The organism is Arthrobacter sp. G119Y2, assembly GCF_038069765.1.
Lineage (GTDB): Bacteria > Actinomycetota > Actinomycetes > Actinomycetales > Micrococcaceae > Arthrobacter_B.
Genome location: NZ_JBBPFS010000003.1, coordinates 514,536 through 528,681, shown reverse-complemented (window position 1 = coordinate 528,681; position 14,146 = coordinate 514,536). Strand labels below are relative to the sequence as shown.

The following is a 14,146-nucleotide window of genomic DNA, read 5'->3' as shown; positions in this document are numbered from 1 at the left end:
TCTCCAGAGCTTCCGGTGCCGGTTTCGTCCAGAATCAGCGCTCCGGCTGCACGCGTTCCCATCCTATGGGGCTGGTGTTGCTGGTGGGGCCCCGCTGGACACGGGAGTGTACAAAGAGTGGGAACGCGTGCGCCGGGAGCAGCCTTACCGCGTAGCCTCGGCCAGATACTCCAGCACATGCCGGTAGGTGTGGCCGGTGGCTTTGGACATGCCGATCTCGCAGGTCCGGTTCACCGAGGCATAGGCGGCAAACTCGCGCTCATTGATTTCCGCCGCCTGCTGGTCAGTGGCCGATTCCGTCAATTCCGGATGCAGCAGCCCGCGGTCGCCCGCAAACGCGCAACAGCCCCAGCTCGGCGGCACAAAGACCTCCTCCGCGACCGCATCCGCCACGGCATGGAGCGCCTCGTTGGCGCCCAGCTGGGTGGAGGAACAGGTGGGATGCAGTGCCATGGAGGGCAGCTTGCGGGTCACCTCCAGCTGCGGGAGCACGGTGTCCCGTACAAACTCCACCGAATCCACGAACTGCAGCCCCGGGTATTCCGGGCTTTCCCCGGCCAGCCGCTTCATCGTGTCCAGGCCTTCGGTGCAGGATGCGGCGTCGCAGACCACGGGCAGCGCTCCGCCGCCGGTGGCTTCCCACAGATTGGCCAGCACCCGCTCCGTCATTACCGAATAACCCTTGGCAAAACCCTTGGATTTCCAGGGAGTTCCGCAGCACAGCTCGCCGATGCCGGAGGGAATCCGCACGTCCACCCCGGCGCGTCCGCACAGTTCCAGGAACGCGGCGGACACGCCCTTGCCGGAACCGGCCGGGCCGAACATGGTGCCGATGCAGGCGGGAAAATAAACGGCAACGGCAGCCGGGCTTTCCAGCGGCTTCCGTTTCGACCCGCCGGCCGGAAGGACGGTTTCATAGGCCGGAACGGTTTCGCTGCCGGCCACTGCGCGCGCGACGGCGGTGGCGGCCTTGGGCAGCAGCGGCGGCATCGCCTTGGCCAGGCTCAGGGCCTTGCCGCCGGCTACGGTCACGGTGGACCAGTGCTCGGCCGCACTCTTCCACCCCAGATCAGCAACGGGGTTGGCGTTCTCTTTCCGCAGCCGGCGGACGAGGTCTCCGGTGTTGATCAGCACCGGGCAGGCGGTGACGCACATGCCGTCGGCCGCACAGGTTTGGACGCCGTCGTAGTCATAGTCCTTGCGCAGTTCCTTGGCCAGCGCTGCGTCACCGCGGGCTTCGGCCGCGGCGATCTCGCGGCGCAGCACAATGCGCTGCCGCGGGGTGGTGGTCAGGTCCTTGCTGGGGCAGACCGGTTCGCAGTATCCGCACTCCACGCAGCGGTCCACCTCGACCTCCACCGTGGGCGCCACCTTGAGGTCGGCGATGTAGGACAGCGGGTCGTCGTTGATCAGCACGCCCGGGTTGAGCAGGTTAGCCGGATCGATCAGCGCCTTGAGCTCGCACATCACGTCGTAGAGCTCGTCGCCGTACTGACGGCGGACAAAGGCGGCCATGATCCGGCCGGTTCCGTGTTCGGCCTTCAGCGATCCGCCGTTGCCCAGGACCAGGTCCACCATGTCCTCGGTGAAGGCCTGGTAGCGTGCCAGCTCCACCGGGTCGTCAAAGCGCTCGTTGAGCATGAAGTGGACGTTTCCGTCCTTGGCATGGCCAAAAATGACCGAGTCACGGTAGTGGTGCTCGGTGAAGAGCCGGGACAGTTCCCCGCAGGTGGACGCCAGCGAGGGGACCGGCACCACAATGTCCTCCAGCAGTGCGTTGGTCCCGGACGGGCGGGCACCGGCAACCGTGGTGTAGAGGCCCTTGCGCAGGTGCCACATGGCGGCCCGGTCCTTGGCAACGGCGGTCATGGCGAACGGGGCAGCCAGCGGCAGGGATTCGTACAGTGTCCGGGAGCTTTCGCGCTTCTCGGCCAGCTCCTCGGCGGTACGCGCCTGGTGCTCCACCAGCAGGGCCGCGTGGTCGGAGATTTCCAGATTCCGCAGTTCCGGAGGGGCAGTCGGGTCGGCAGCTGCAACGCGCAGCGAGGTGGAGTCCATCAGCTCGATGGTGGCCAGCCCGGACGCCACCAGTTCCGGCAGCGCGCTGGCGGCCCGGTCGAGGGAGTCAAAGAACATCAGCCCGGTGGCCACCTTGGGCAGCGCAGGCACCGTGCGGAAGGTGGCCTCGGCAACGAAGCCCAGGGTTCCCTCGCTGCCGATCATCAGGTGGGTCAGGATGTCCACCGGGTTCTCGTAGTCGAGGAAGGAGTTCAGGCCGTAGCCCATGGTGTTCTTCATGGAGAACAGCCGCTCGATGGTGGCCACCGAATCCGGGTTGGCGACGATCCTGCCGCGCAGGCGCAGCAGCCCTTCGAAGAGTTCGGGTTCCAGTGTGCGCAGCTTGGTTTCGGCGTCGGACGCCGCGGTGTCTATGACGGTGCCGGAGGCCAGGACCAGGATCATGGATTCGAGGGTCCGGTACGTGTTGAATTCGGTGCCGCAGGCCATGCCGGAGGAGTTGTTGGCCACCACGCCGCCAATCGTGCAGGCAATTTCCGACGCCGGATCGGGCCCCAGCTTGTAGCCGTGGGCGGCCAGCCGTGAGTTCACGGCCCGCACCGTGGCACCGGGCTGCACCCGGACCCGGGCGCCGCCGTCGAGCACCTCAATGCCGCGGAAGTGCTGGCGGGTGTTGATCAGGAGACTGTCGCTCTGGCTCTGCCCGGAGAGGGACGTGCCACCGGAGCGGAAAGTGGCCGGAATGCCCAGCTCGCGGCTGCGCCGCAGCAGGACGGCCACTTCCTCGGCTGTGCGCGGGGTGGCCACGGCCTCGGGGATCATCAGGTAATGGGACGCGTCGTGCGCCATTTTGCGCCGGTCAATTTCCCGGGTGCTGATGTTCTCCGTGCCCAGGTCAGCGATCCACGTCGTCGCGCGGGCGGGGGATTCCGTGTTCAGGCTCATTTTTCGATCCAACCGTTCCAGGGAGCTGCGGTGCTCCGCCTTCAAATGTAGGCCTGTTCACAGCTGGACGAAAGTTGGTCAGACCACATATCGGGAGAATAGGCTCCGACGGAGCCGTTTCAAGGGCCCTTACCCGAGTAGCTTCCTAGCGGCTGCCGCGCTCCGCCAGCAGCTTTTCCAGCCGCTCATCCAGCAGTTCGAGGGCCGCGCCCGCCGTGGAGTGGATGACCTCTTCAGGGTCGCCCTCGAAAAACCGCTCGAACACTTCGGGCCGTTCCTGGCCGGAAGCGGTGATGCCGATGAACACCGTGCCGGGCTCCTGGCCGTCCTGCGGCTCCGGGCCGCCGGACCCGGTGACGCCCAGCGCCAGGTCAGCACCCAGGAGTTTTGCCGTCCCTTCAGCCATTTGGGCGGCGGACTTCTCCGACACCACGGCCTCGGCCGTGACGCCCAGGACGGATCTCTTCACGGAGGTGGCATAGGCCGTGAGTCCGCCGAGGAACCAGTCCGACGACGACGGCGCGGCCCCCAGGAAGGAGGCCAGCAGTCCGCTGGTCAGGGACTCGGACACCCCGATTTTCACGCCGCTGTCCTGAATCCGCTCGGCGATGCGTTTCGCAGTTTCAGTGGACGCGGCGTCCTGGCTGGAAATCGACAAAGGAACTCTCCTGTTCGTCAGTGCTCGGCTCTGGCCACATATTATCAGGCTGCTTACTATCTCAACCAGCAGTGCCGCGGGCTTACGCTTCAGAGCTTTGATCCGCCGGAATCTGCGCGTAGAACCATTCGATGTGTTCGCGCAGCAGCCGGGCGGCGTCTTCGCCGCGGCGGGAGGCCACGGCGTCGTAAATCCCGTGGTGCTGGGCCTGGAGCTGGATCATGACCGCGGTCCAGTCCGGCATGCGGTCCACCGCGTTTTTGACGTAGCCGCTGATGGCGCCGCTGAGCGAGGCCATCATGGTTTCGATGACCGCGTTGCCGGCCAGCGAGCTCAGCTCTACGTGGAATTGGGCGTCCAGCAGGTGGAATGCCTCGCGCTCAATGTCCGGGGCGTCCATCGCTTCCAGCAGGGCGGCGGCGCGTGCCAGCGCCTCATCCGCGGCCTCCGACGGCGGTCTGGCTGCGGCAGTGGCGGCAGCCCACGTTTCCAGCAGGACCCGGGTCTGCACAATGTCCGCCACCGGCAGCCTGCTGCTGGCCATGTGCAGGCGCAGCGCGGAGGACAGGCCGGCCGAGGGTTCGGAGATAATGATGGCACCGGATTTCGGCCCGGAGCCCGAGGAGGACCGCAGCACGCCCATGGCATCGAGGATGCGGATTCCTTCCCGGACGGAAGCACGGGAAATGCCGTAGGTCTCAGCGAGCGTCCGTTCGCCGGGCAGCTGATCGCCGAGGGAAATGGCTCCGGAGCGGAGGTCGGCTTCGATGTTTTCCAGCAGCAGGTCATAGCTGCGGCGCGGGTGTTCTGTCACCGCTCCATCCTGCCATGTGCCGGGAGTGTGTGCCGCTGCATTCGGTGCTCCCGGGGCGGAGCCGTGCGTTCAATCCGGGCATAGTAAAAGGCGCTGTCCGGGAAGCTAGGGCAGCATCCAGCCCAGGATCGGCGTGGACTGCAGGTAGACCAGGGTGCAGAGCACCAGCAGCAGGCCAACGCTCCAGCCCACCACCTTGCGCAGCAGGACGGATTCCTGCCCGTCCAGCTTTACGGCGGTGACCGCGATGGCCAGGTTCTGCGGGCTGATCAGCTTGCCCACGACGCCGCCGGTGGTGTTGGCGGCGACCAGCAGGTTCGGATCAATTCCGGCTTCAATTCCGGCGGTCTGCTGCAGCCGGGCGAAGAGTGCGTTGGCGGAGGTGTCCGAACCCGTGACGGCTGTGCCGACCCAGCCCAGAACGGGGGAGAGGAAGGCGAAGAACGCACCGGTTCCGGCCAGCCAGGTTCCGATGGCGACGGTCTGCCCGGAGAAGTTCATGACGTAGGCCAGGGACAGCACGGAGAGGATCGTCAGGCCGGCCCAGCGCATGTTCCAGATGGTCCGGAAGATCTCGGCCACGCCGTTGCCCACGGTCATGGAGTACCGCCCGCCGTCGTCGTACTTGGCGTAAACCGCGCAGACAAACAGGCCGGTGATCAGCAGCAGCGTGCCGGGGCTGGAGAGCCAGTTGAAGGTGTAAATCGTGGAGGAGACGGGCTCGCCGGCTTCGCTGAGCAGGCGCTCGTGCAGCCACGGCCACGGGACCTTGATGTCCGTGGAGGCCAGGAAGGCGGGAATGTCCGCGCCCCACTTCCACAGCTTGGCGATGCCGAAGATGAGGATCACCAGGAAGTACGGGAACAGGGCCAGCAGGGTGCGGGAGCGGGTCAGTGAGTCGCCGTCCTTCACGGCTGCGGCGGAGGTGCCGCGGCCGCGGGAGCTTCCGGAAGCGGATCCGGCGGCGGCCAGGGCCGGCAGGCCCATGCGCTCGCGGGCGGCCTCGAGGCCGCGGGGCTGCCAGAACTTCAGGAAGACGACGGCGGCACCCAGGCCGGCCAGTGCGGCCACGATGTCGGTGAGTTCGTAGGAGAAGAAGGTGGAGCAGAGGACCTGCGCGGCGGCAAAGGCGGCGCCGGTGATCACTGCGGCGGGCCAGGTGTCCCGGACGCCGCGGCGGCCGTCGAGGATGAAGACCAGGATCAGCGGCACGAACAACGCCAGCAGCGGTGCCTGGCGGCCCACCACCATGCCAATGTGGCCGGCATCCAGGCCGGTCAGGGAGGCGGCGGTGGTGATCGGAATGGCCATGGCGCCAAAGGCGACCGGTGCCGTGTTGGCCACGAGGACGGCCGCGGCTGCCTTGAGCGGCTTGATGCCCAGTGCCACGAGCATGGTGGCGGTAATGGCTACCGGGGCGCCGAAACCGGCCAGGGCTTCGAGCAGCCCGCCGAAGCAGAACGCCACCAGGATGGCCTGCACGCGCACATCCCCGCCGCCGATCACGTCAAACACCCGGCGCAGGTCCTCGAACCGGCCGCTGAGCACGGTGATTTGGTAGAGCCAGATGGCCATGATGACGATCCACAGCACCGGGAAGGCGCCGAAAACGGCACCCTGGGTGGCTGACAGAACTGCCAGGCCCGCCGGCATCTGGTAGGCGAAAACGGCGACGGCGAGGGCCACCAGCAGGGCGATCCCACCGGCCACATGTGCCTTGACCTTGACGTAGGCGAGCAGCACAAAGAAGGTCAGCAGCGGCACCAGGGCCACCAGCGCCGAAACGGCAACACTGTTGAGCACTGGATCGGTGCTGGGAATGAACGACTCCACGGGGTCCTCCGCATAGTTCTGAACGGGCATGGTCAGGCCACAGTGGTCAGACCATTGGCGAGTCTAGCGCAAATCTGCAATCTCTGTGATGGTTGTCACCAGCACGAACGGCTTGGAAGTGACGGGCCCAACATGTTCTACTATGGTCAGACCACACGTACGGGGCGTTTGCCCCGCTGAAAGGCAGCCATGAGAATTGCTCTATTCGCCACCTGCATCGTGGATGCCATGTATCCGCGGACCGCCCGCGCAACGGTGGCTATCCTGGAGCGGCTGGGGCACGAAGTCGTGTTCCCTGCCGGCCAGGCCTGCTGCGGGCAGATGCATGTGAACTCCGGCTACCTGCCCGAAGCCGTGCCGGTGGTCCGCAACCATGTCCAGGCCTTCGAAGCGGAGGAGTACGACGTCGCCGTCGCGCCCTCAGGTTCCTGCGTCGCCTCCGTGAAGCACCAGCACCCGATGGTTGCCCGCTCCTGCGGCGACGCCGGCCTGGAAGCGCGGGCCGAGGCCGTCGGCGCCAAAACCTACGAACTGTCCGCCCTGCTCACCGACGTTCTGGGCGTTACCGATGCCGCCACCCAGCTCGGTTCCTGGTTCCCGCACAACGTCACCTACCACCCCAGCTGCCACGGCATGCGCCTGCTGCGCCTGGGTGACCGGCAGCTGAACCTGCTCCAGAGCGTGGAGGGAATCTCCGTGGCACCGCTGCCGCAGGCGGACCAGTGCTGCGGCTTCGGCGGCACGTTCTCCATGAAGAACGCCGACGTCTCCACCGCCATGCTGGAAGACAAGGCAGCCAACATTACGGCCACCGGCGCAGACCTGTGTTCCGGCGGCGACGCCTCCTGCCTGATGCACATCGGCGGCGGGCTCTCCCGGCAGGGCAGCAGCGTTTCCACTCTGCACTTTGCCGAAATCCTCGCCAGCACCAGGGAGAATCCGGTGTCCGTCACCGGAGACGTCCTGGTCAGCGGAAAGGCCTCACGATGAGCACCACCTACCTGGGCATGCCCACCCTCCCGGTTTTCGGGCAGGGCAATCTCAACGCCGTCGAATCCTTCCCCAAGGCCGCCAAACGTGAACTGGGCAACGCCCAGCTGCGCGCCAACCTGGGGCACGCCACCTCCACCATCCGCGACAAGCGGCTGCGCGTGGTCGGCGAACTGCCGGACTGGGAGGACCTGCGCAGCGCCGGCAGCGCCACCAAGGAAGCCGTGATGGCGCGGCTGCCCGAACTGCTGGAGCAGTTCGAAAAGAACTTCACCGCCCGCGGCGGCATCATCCACTGGGCCCGTGACGCCGGCGAGGCCAACGAAATTGTCCGTGACCTGATCCGCGAGCAGGGCGTGGACGAGGTGGTCAAGGTCAAGTCCATGGCCACCCAGGAAATCGGCCTGAACGAGTACCTGGAAGAGCAGGGCATCGCCGCGTTCGAAACCGACCTCGCCGAGCTGATCGTCCAGCTGGACCACGACAAGCCCAGCCACATCCTGGTGCCGGCCATCCACAAAAACCGCACCCAGGTCCGCGACATCTTCCTGCGGGAAATGCCCGGGGTGGACCCGGAGCTCACCGACAACCCGGCCAAGCTGGCCGAGGCGGCGCGGGCGCACCTGCGCCGCAAGTTCCTCTCCGCCAAGGTGGCCATCTCCGGCGCGAACTTCGCGATCGCCGACGCCGGCACCCTCGCCGTCGTGGAATCCGAGGGCAACGGACGCATGTGCCTGACGCTGCCCGAAACCCTGATCACCGTGATGGGCGTGGAAAAGCTCCTGCCGTCCTGGCAGGACCTCGAAGTATTCATGCAGCTGCTGCCGCGCTCCTCCACGGGGGAACGGATGAATCCGTACACCTCCCTGTGGACCGGCGTCACCCCCGGAGACGGACCGCAGAACGTTCACCTGGTCCTGCTGGACAACGGCCGCAGCGCCGCCCTGGCCGACGAAATGGGGCGCTCGGCGCTGCACTGCATCCGCTGCTCAGCCTGCATGAACGTATGCCCCGTCTACGAGCGCACCGGCGGCCACGCGTACGGTTCCACCTATCCCGGGCCGATCGGCGCCATCCTCTCACCGCTGATGACGGGCATCGTTTCCGAGGAGAACAATTCCCTGCCGTACGCGTCCTCGCTCTGCGGCGCCTGCTACGACGCCTGCCCGGTGAAGATCAACATTCCGGAGATCCTGGTGCACCTGCGCGCCGAGGATGTGGACAGCAAACGCGGCAAGAAGAAGCTGCCCACCCAGATGGATCTGCTGATGAAGGGCGCTTCCTGGGCCTTCTCCTCAGGCAAGCACCTTGGCCTGCTGGAAAAGGGCCTGCCGCTGGGCCGGATTGCCGCCGGACGGAAAAAGAAAATCACCAAGCTGCCCGGCATCGCCGCCGGCTGGACGCAGAGCCGGGACATTCCGGCACCGCCGTCCGAGTCCTTCCGCGACTGGTGGGCCAAGGACCACGAAAAGTCCGCCGCCGCATCCGGACACAACTCCACTGAAACAGGGGACCAGGCATGAGTGCACGCGAAGACATCCTGGACCGGCTGCGCTCGGCGCTGCGCGACAATCCGGCCGTTCCGGAGATCCCGCGGACGTACCGCGAAGAGTCCGGAATGAGCACCGAGAAGCGCATCGACCTGCTGGTGGACCGGCTGGTGGATTACAAGGCCGGAGTTACCGTGGTGGACCAGGAGGGGGTTGCCCCGCGGATCGCTGAACTGCTGGCCGAAGCCGGCAGCTATGTGGTGCCGGCAGGCATCAACGAGGCCTGGCTGGCCGATGCCGAGGCCGCCTTCCCCGGGCGCCGGCGCACAGACTCTCCGGAGGCACCGCTGGGCGTGCCAGAACTCGATGCCGTGGACGCCGTCGTCACCGGCAGCGCCGTGTCAGTGGCGGAAACCGGCACCATCATCCTGGACGGCAGCCCCAACCAGGGCCGCCGCGCCATCACGCTGGTACCGGACCACCACATCTGCGTGGTGGCCGCCGACGACGTCGCCGGCATCCTGCCCGAGGCCCTGCGCCGGCTGGACGGGACCCGGCCGCTGACCTGGATCAGCGGCCCGAGCGCCACCTCGGACATCGAACTCGAACGGGTGGAGGGCGTGCACGGCCCGCGGAACCTGGACGTCATCATCGTGCGGTCCTGAGGCGCTGCGGCGCTGAATCCCAGGCGAACTGAGGACTCAGGCGCTGAGCCGGACGTCCGGCCGGGCTTCGAAATCCCGGAGGGGAGCACGCTCCTCCAGCGGGTTGCGGGGCAGCGCCGACACTCCCGTCACCGCCTCGAGGAAGGCGACGGTTTCATGCAGCGATTCCATCGCCTCGGGCCGGTGCAGCTGGAACTGGTACTCGTGGCCCAGCGCAGGTTTGTAGTTCTCCGGCCAGAACCGGCGGACCAGGGGCACTCCGAGTTTCTCCAGCCTGTCCGCCAGGGGTACTGACTGTGTGAGAGTCAGGTTGTCGCCGTTTCCGCCGGAAATGTATGTGGGCGGAAAACGGTGATCCACGTGCTCGGGGATGGACATGTGGCCTGCGGCGTCGGTGGCGGCCCAGTCCTTGGAACCGGTGTAGGACCAGAGCGCTTTCCTCAGGCCCCAACCCACCGGGCCGGGCAGCCGGGCGACTGAGGTCAAGTCATAAACGCCGCAGTTCAGCAGGATTCCGCACAGCTGTTCGGGGGCTGCGGCCGGGATTACCCCGGTGTCCCGGGCATAGCCGGGATTGGTGATGACGAGGGCGAGCTGTGCGGCCAGCTGCGCCCCGGCCGAGTCTCCGGCCAGGACAATCCGGTTGGCGTCCAGCCCGTAGCGGTCCGCATGGTCGCGGATAAAACCCAAAGCGGAGTTGAGCTCTTTCACGGCGGTCGGATACACCGCTTCAGGGGAAATCGAGTATCCAACCCCGACGACGGCGTACCCGTACCCGGCAAGGACTTTCAGATAGGGCGCAACATCTTCCTTGGAACCGGAGATCCAGGCACCGCCGTGGATCCACACGACCACCGGAAGAGGTTTCCGGGACGGATCATCGGGCAGGAACAGGTCCAGGGACGGCTTGCCTGCGGACCCCAGATACTGCAGGCCCCGGTGTCCGGTCACGGTAAACCGGGGAACATGCGGAAGGATCTCCTTCACCGGGACCTTGCCCGCGCCGGCGAATACACCGCGGATGAGCAGTGCCGATGGCAGAGGGTGCCGCTGCAGCGCAGCAGCGGCTGCGATTCCGGCGGCGGCCGCCCCGGTGAGGAGCCCTGCCGCAATGAGCGAGGAGAGCTTCATATTTTTAAGCTAGGTCCCGGAATTGAGTGGCCCGGGGCGGATTCGCCGTCGTTGGGCGGTTCCGGGACCCGGGATGCGAGCAATCTCATGGCCGCTCGTGTCCGGCGGCACGGCCCAAAGCAGGTAGTTCCCGGCAGCTGAAGTTTCAGCAGTCGGATTTCTCTGGTGCATCGGCCGTCGGATTCGTAGTCTTCCTCTTCGCGGCGGACATGAGCCGCAGTCCGGGCGGAAGTGCCCGGGGACCAATGGGGGAGTCATGGGGGAAGGGGCTACTTTGATGTTTTTTCTGGCGGGAGGTCTGGCCGGCGCAGTCTTCGGTGCGCTGGCCGCGGGACTGGCGGTGCACTGGCTTCAGGGAGCACGGGAGAAGAGGGCGCTGCAGGCCCTGATCACGCAGGTGCACCTGAAGCGGGCGCTCGCAGAGAACGGGCCCGGGGCCCTGGAAGCGAACATGGACGCTGCCCGATGCCGTTCCGCCGTGGCGGACATCCGGCAGCAGGTGCGCGAGACGCTGAGCGAACTTCGGCCCGGTTCATCCTCTTCGGCGGCTGTGCTGCTGGAAATGCACCGGGCGTGCGACGCCTACCTTCGGGAAACCGAGGGCAGCAGCCGAAACTACGAGGCGCGGATGCGGGAACTTCGGCCGGTCCTCAACCAAAGTGCCCGGCGCCTGAGCAGCGGCCGCCACGTCCGGTATCTGGCACCGGGCGAGCGTGCGGCGCTGCGGCGGGACACCACGGCTGCGGCCGCCCCTTCACGGACGGCCGGCCGTTCGGCCCTCGGCAGCCAGAGGGCGCAGCACGGCAGGAGAACCGTTCCGGCCCGGGCTGCGGGTGTCCCCGCTGTCTCCCATGGAAATCCAGCCCGGCGGGTCACTGCACATGCCGGGGCGGACCCGCACCGCTGAGGCGCAGCTGCCGCCTGGGTGGCGGAGAACATTTTGGCGGACCCGCATCACAGTGGTTTCAGCACAGTGATGACTGCCGCGTTTTCCACCCCGGTCAGAACCGCCCGGAGCTGCCCGCGCCCGAGAAGCTGCCGCCCGAACTGCCATAGCCGGTGGAGGAACTCTGCGCCGAGGAGCGGGCCTGTTCCACGCTGCTGGTCCCGTGCTGGATTCCGGAGTTGAAGCTGCCCGCCGTGTAGTAGAAGTACGCCGGAAAGGCAGTGTCCACGATGCCGGGCCGGTAGTCCCGCTGCCGGCGCCGGGGCTGCGCCGCCTTGTCCAGCTCCTCCTGCATGAGCTCGCGCTCTGCGCCGGACTTCGTCTGGGCGGCAATCACCGTTTTTGCGTGGTTCTTGAGCAGGTCCGAGAGCTCGCTGCGGTTGGCCTTGATGAGGTCCAGCGCCTGCTCCGGGGTGATCCGGTCCTCCGAGAGCCCGGTGGAAGCATCAGCGAGCTGGTCACGGGCCTGCTGCCGGAAGGCACGCAGCGCCTGGGCGGTGGCGGAGTCCTTCCCGACGGCGTCCCTGCCCTCGAGCTGTTCGTCGAGCCGGTCCAGATCCTCATAGAGCGGGCCGGCCTGCCGGTCCCAGGCCCGCTCCCAGCCCGGAGCCTTGTTCAGCAGGGCGTTGGTGTCGGCAATGACGTCGTCGAGCCCGTCCAGTTCCATGGCGGCGTCGGCGTACTTTTCCACCGTGGCGGTGCCGGCCTTGTTTTTCAGGTCCTTGTCGGAGAGGGCGTGTGCAGCGTTGTTCAGCTCTGTGGCGGTGTTGTAGCGGGTCATGAAGGTCCGGTACTCCTCCAGCACGCGGGCGCCGTAAGGGGAGGACGCCGGGATGGTGTTGGCGTTTACCTCCGTGGCGTCCAGATCGCGGGTCACGCTGGAATAGCTGGCATCCGCCTCGGCCAGCAGCTTCCGGTTTTTGGCCTGCCGGTTCCGGCGCACCGCCACGTAGGTGATGACCGAGCCCAGGGCCCCAAGCACGGCCACGACGGCGACGACGATGGTCGCGGGGGAGAGGTACCAGGGGCGGTTGATCAGCTTGGCGGCCTCCTCGACGGCGCTAATGGTGCCTTCGGTCCAGTTGGCTTCGGCGAAGAGTTCCTCGGTCTTGTCCCGGATGTCCTCCTGCTGATCCAGGGAAATCTTCCGGTCCTCGCCGTAGTACGTTCCGGTCCAGCGCCCTGCGGGGTCGAGGGCGAAAATGAATAGCCCGTCGGCCCACTTCTGGCCGTCTTCGCTCAGCCATTCGGGGTGCTCGTCCCGGGCGAAACGCAGTACTTCCGCGTTGAGGACCTTGCCGTCCTCGTTGTTTTCGGGACCGTTGTAGGTGTAGACAGCCACCGTCGTCGGTTCCCGGAACTCGATGTCCTCCAGCGCGGGCAGGAGTGTATTGGCGTCCAGCACGCCGGCAGTGTCCTCCACGATGACCTCATCCGGGGTCACGGCGGACGCAGCCGCTGCACCTCCCGTCAGGGTGATGAGGCTCAGCAGTAATGCGGTCAGTGCCCGGCGCATGGTTCTCCCCGTGTCGGTGGCAGATTCAGGCATGAGCCTAGCGCGGATCCCTGTCCGGAGCAGCAGGTCCTCCGACCCCGGCGCGGAAGGTGCTGGTCCCGGGCGTCTTTTGTCGACACACAGCCTGCAGGAAGGCCAGCGTTTCGGTCAGCGTCTGCTGTGCTTCTTCGCGGTTCAGATGGAATTGATACTCATGCGGCAGCGCCGGGCGGTGGCCGGCGGGCCAGAACCCGGTCCGGACTTCGGTCCCCAGAGCGGACAGGCGGGCCGTCAGGGGAACGGACTGGGAAGCCGTCAGGCTGTCCCCGTTGCCGCCGGTGACAAAGGCCGGCGGAAAGTCCGCGGTGACATGTTCGAGCACCGAGATCTGCTCACCGGCCGGCGTGGCTGACCAGTTGCGGCTGCCGATATAGGCCCACAGCGCGGTCTTGAATCCCCACCCGAGGATTCCGCGCAGCCCGGCCAGGGCCTGCAGGTCGTACACGCCGCTGTGCAGGACCACACCGCGCAGATCAGCGGGATCCAGCGGGGGAGGCAGGCGGGTTAGCCGGGCATAGTCCGGGTTGGTGGCCAGCACGGCCAGCTGGGCGGCCAGCTGCGCGCCCGCGGAATCACCGGCCAGGATAATCCGATGCGGGTCCAGGCCCAAGGCGCCGGCCCGCTCCCGGAGGAATGCGACGGCGGCGCCCGCCTCCCGGACGGCCGAGGGGTAGGTTCCGCGCGGCGAAACGGTGTAGTCCACGCCGGCAGCGGCGAAGCCACGGGAGGCCAGAATCCGCAGGTAGGGCTCGACGTCGCGCCGGCTGCCGGACAGCCAGGCTCCGCCGTGGATCCACACCACCAGCGGTACCGGCGTTTCGGCGTCCGCCGGGAGGAAGACATCCAGCCCCTTGTATCCGCCCCTGCCGTCCGGGCACCGCAGCCCGCGGTGCTCAGCTACCCCGGCCGCCGGCACGTGCGGGCGCATGAGGGCGGACATCTGCCGGGCACCGCGGTAGAACACCGCGCGGATCATCAGGGCGGCGGGCCAGGGGCTGAGGCGGAAGCCGGCGGCTGCAGCTGCCACGGCTGCGGCTGCCAGGAAGGGGAGGAGGCGCATGAGCCCACAATAGGGCGGTCGGGGAAACTCCGCATGCACA

At 67.1% G+C, this 14,146-nt stretch carries 11 protein-coding genes; 4 read left to right on the top strand and 7 right to left on the bottom strand.

The features are described 5' to 3' along the window. Positions 1-144: 144 nt before the first annotated feature. The 4 genes from WKB88_RS09080 to WKB88_RS09065 all read right to left on the bottom strand — a co-directional run bounded on the left by WKB88_RS09080 (position 145) and on the right by WKB88_RS09065 (position 6,299). On the bottom strand, positions 145-2,964 hold the full coding sequence (locus WKB88_RS09080; protein WP_341394202.1) for an FAD-binding and (Fe-S)-binding domain-containing protein: 2,820 nt from the start codon (positions 2,962-2,964) through the stop codon (positions 145-147). A 145-nt stretch (positions 2,965-3,109) separates the two neighbouring features. Next, positions 3,110-3,622: a CinA family protein gene (locus tag WKB88_RS09075; RefSeq protein WP_341394201.1), complete on the bottom strand. Its 513-nt coding sequence runs from the start codon at positions 3,620-3,622 to the stop codon at positions 3,110-3,112. An 82-nt stretch (positions 3,623-3,704) separates the two neighbouring features. Beyond that, a complete protein-coding gene (locus WKB88_RS09070; protein WP_341394200.1) occupies positions 3,705-4,436 on the bottom strand; it encodes a FadR/GntR family transcriptional regulator in 732 nt (243 codons plus the stop codon). A gap of 105 nt (positions 4,437-4,541) precedes the next feature. Beyond that, a complete protein-coding gene (locus tag WKB88_RS09065) occupies positions 4,542-6,299 on the bottom strand; it encodes an L-lactate permease (protein ID WP_341394199.1) in 1,758 nt (585 codons plus the stop codon). A gap of 159 nt (positions 6,300-6,458) precedes the next feature. Between WKB88_RS09065 and WKB88_RS09060 the strand changes: the two genes are divergently transcribed. The 3 genes from WKB88_RS09060 to WKB88_RS09050 are packed head-to-tail and all read left to right on the top strand — an operon-like array spanning position 6,459 to position 9,414. Further along, the gene (locus WKB88_RS09060; RefSeq protein WP_341394198.1) at positions 6,459-7,259 is read left to right on the top strand and encodes a (Fe-S)-binding protein; all 801 of its coding nucleotides are present in this window, start codon (positions 6,459-6,461) and stop codon (positions 7,257-7,259) included. Then, complete coding sequence (locus WKB88_RS09055) at positions 7,256-8,782, top strand: LutB/LldF family L-lactate oxidation iron-sulfur protein (protein WP_341394197.1); 1,527 nt, start codon at positions 7,256-7,258, stop codon at positions 8,780-8,782. The genes WKB88_RS09060 and WKB88_RS09055 overlap by 4 nt, the downstream gene beginning before the upstream one ends. Continuing rightward, on the top strand, positions 8,779-9,414 hold the full coding sequence (locus WKB88_RS09050) for a LutC/YkgG family protein (protein ID WP_341394196.1): 636 nt from the start codon (positions 8,779-8,781) through the stop codon (positions 9,412-9,414). Before WKB88_RS09055 ends, WKB88_RS09050 begins: the two co-directional genes overlap by 4 nt. A 36-nt stretch (positions 9,415-9,450) precedes the next feature. Here WKB88_RS09050 and WKB88_RS09045 read toward each other — a convergent pair whose 3' ends face one another. Further along, a complete protein-coding gene (locus WKB88_RS09045; RefSeq protein ID WP_341394195.1) occupies positions 9,451-10,545 on the bottom strand; it encodes an alpha/beta hydrolase in 1,095 nt (364 codons plus the stop codon). 277 nt (positions 10,546-10,822) lie between these two features. Here WKB88_RS09045 and WKB88_RS09040 point away from each other — a divergent pair, with 277 nt between their 5' ends. Continuing rightward, complete coding sequence (locus WKB88_RS09040) at positions 10,823-11,452, top strand: hypothetical protein (protein WP_341394194.1); 630 nt, start codon at positions 10,823-10,825, stop codon at positions 11,450-11,452. A gap of 94 nt (positions 11,453-11,546) precedes the next feature. On the opposite strand, the gene WKB88_RS09035 is transcribed toward WKB88_RS09040, so the two are convergent. Beyond that, positions 11,547-13,040, bottom strand: a complete 1,494-nt coding sequence (locus WKB88_RS09035; RefSeq protein WP_341394193.1) for a DUF5129 domain-containing protein — start codon at positions 13,038-13,040, stop codon at positions 11,547-11,549. 4 nt (positions 13,041-13,044) lie between these two features. Beyond that, a complete protein-coding gene (locus tag WKB88_RS09030) occupies positions 13,045-14,106 on the bottom strand; it encodes an alpha/beta hydrolase (protein WP_341394192.1) in 1,062 nt (353 codons plus the stop codon). Positions 14,107-14,146 lie beyond the last annotated feature (40 nt).

What these genes read in the sequence shown, in the direction of transcription:
- WKB88_RS09035 (WP_341394193.1), bottom strand. Translation starts at nt 13,040, where the DNA reads ATGCCTGAATCTGCCACCGACACGGGGAGAACCATGCGCCGGGCACTG.
- WKB88_RS09080 (WP_341394202.1), bottom strand. Translation starts at nt 2,964, where the DNA reads ATGAGCCTGAACACGGAATCCCCCGCCCGCGCGACGACGTGGATCGCT.
- WKB88_RS09055 (WP_341394197.1), top strand. Translation starts at nt 7,256, where the DNA reads ATGAGCACCACCTACCTGGGCATGCCCACCCTCCCGGTTTTCGGGCAG.
- WKB88_RS09045 (WP_341394195.1), bottom strand. Translation starts at nt 10,545, where the DNA reads ATGAAGCTCTCCTCGCTCATTGCGGCAGGGCTCCTCACCGGGGCGGCC.
- WKB88_RS09030 (WP_341394192.1), bottom strand. Translation starts at nt 14,106, where the DNA reads ATGCGCCTCCTCCCCTTCCTGGCAGCCGCAGCCGTGGCAGCTGCAGCC.
- WKB88_RS09050 (WP_341394196.1), top strand. Translation starts at nt 8,779, where the DNA reads ATGAGTGCACGCGAAGACATCCTGGACCGGCTGCGCTCGGCGCTGCGC.
- WKB88_RS09060 (WP_341394198.1), top strand. Translation starts at nt 6,459, where the DNA reads ATGAGAATTGCTCTATTCGCCACCTGCATCGTGGATGCCATGTATCCG.
- WKB88_RS09065 (WP_341394199.1), bottom strand. Translation starts at nt 6,299, where the DNA reads ATGCCCGTTCAGAACTATGCGGAGGACCCCGTGGAGTCGTTCATTCCC.
- WKB88_RS09040 (WP_341394194.1), top strand. Translation starts at nt 10,823, where the DNA reads ATGTTTTTTCTGGCGGGAGGTCTGGCCGGCGCAGTCTTCGGTGCGCTG.